Genomic DNA, 254 nt, shown 5'->3' on the forward strand with positions numbered 1-254 from the left:
GGCAAGGACATCGAGAACGGCGTGCGGATGGCCGTCGACGAGGCGAACGCGGCGCGGCCCACACTCGGCGGCAAGCCGGTGAAGTTCGTCGTCGCGTCGCAGGACGACCAGAGCGATCCGCGCATCGGCGTCCAGGCGGCGCAGCAGCTGACCGACGCGCAGGTCGCGGTCGTGATCGGCCATTTCAATTCGGGCACGACGCTGCCGGCTTCGAAGATCTACGCGAAGGCCGGCATTCCGATGATCACGCCGTC

The 254-nt window shown here is 68.1% G+C and carries 1 protein-coding gene; it reads left to right on the forward strand.

What is annotated here, in order from left to right:
* Nucleotides 1-254, forward strand: a 254-nt coding sequence (locus tag SB751_RS33055) for an ABC transporter substrate-binding protein (RefSeq protein WP_410749380.1), incomplete at both ends; no start/stop codon positions are given.

This window comes from Cupriavidus sp. SIMBA_020 (genome assembly GCF_046535395.1).
Taxonomy (GTDB): domain Bacteria; phylum Pseudomonadota; class Gammaproteobacteria; order Burkholderiales; family Burkholderiaceae; genus Cupriavidus; species Cupriavidus campinensis.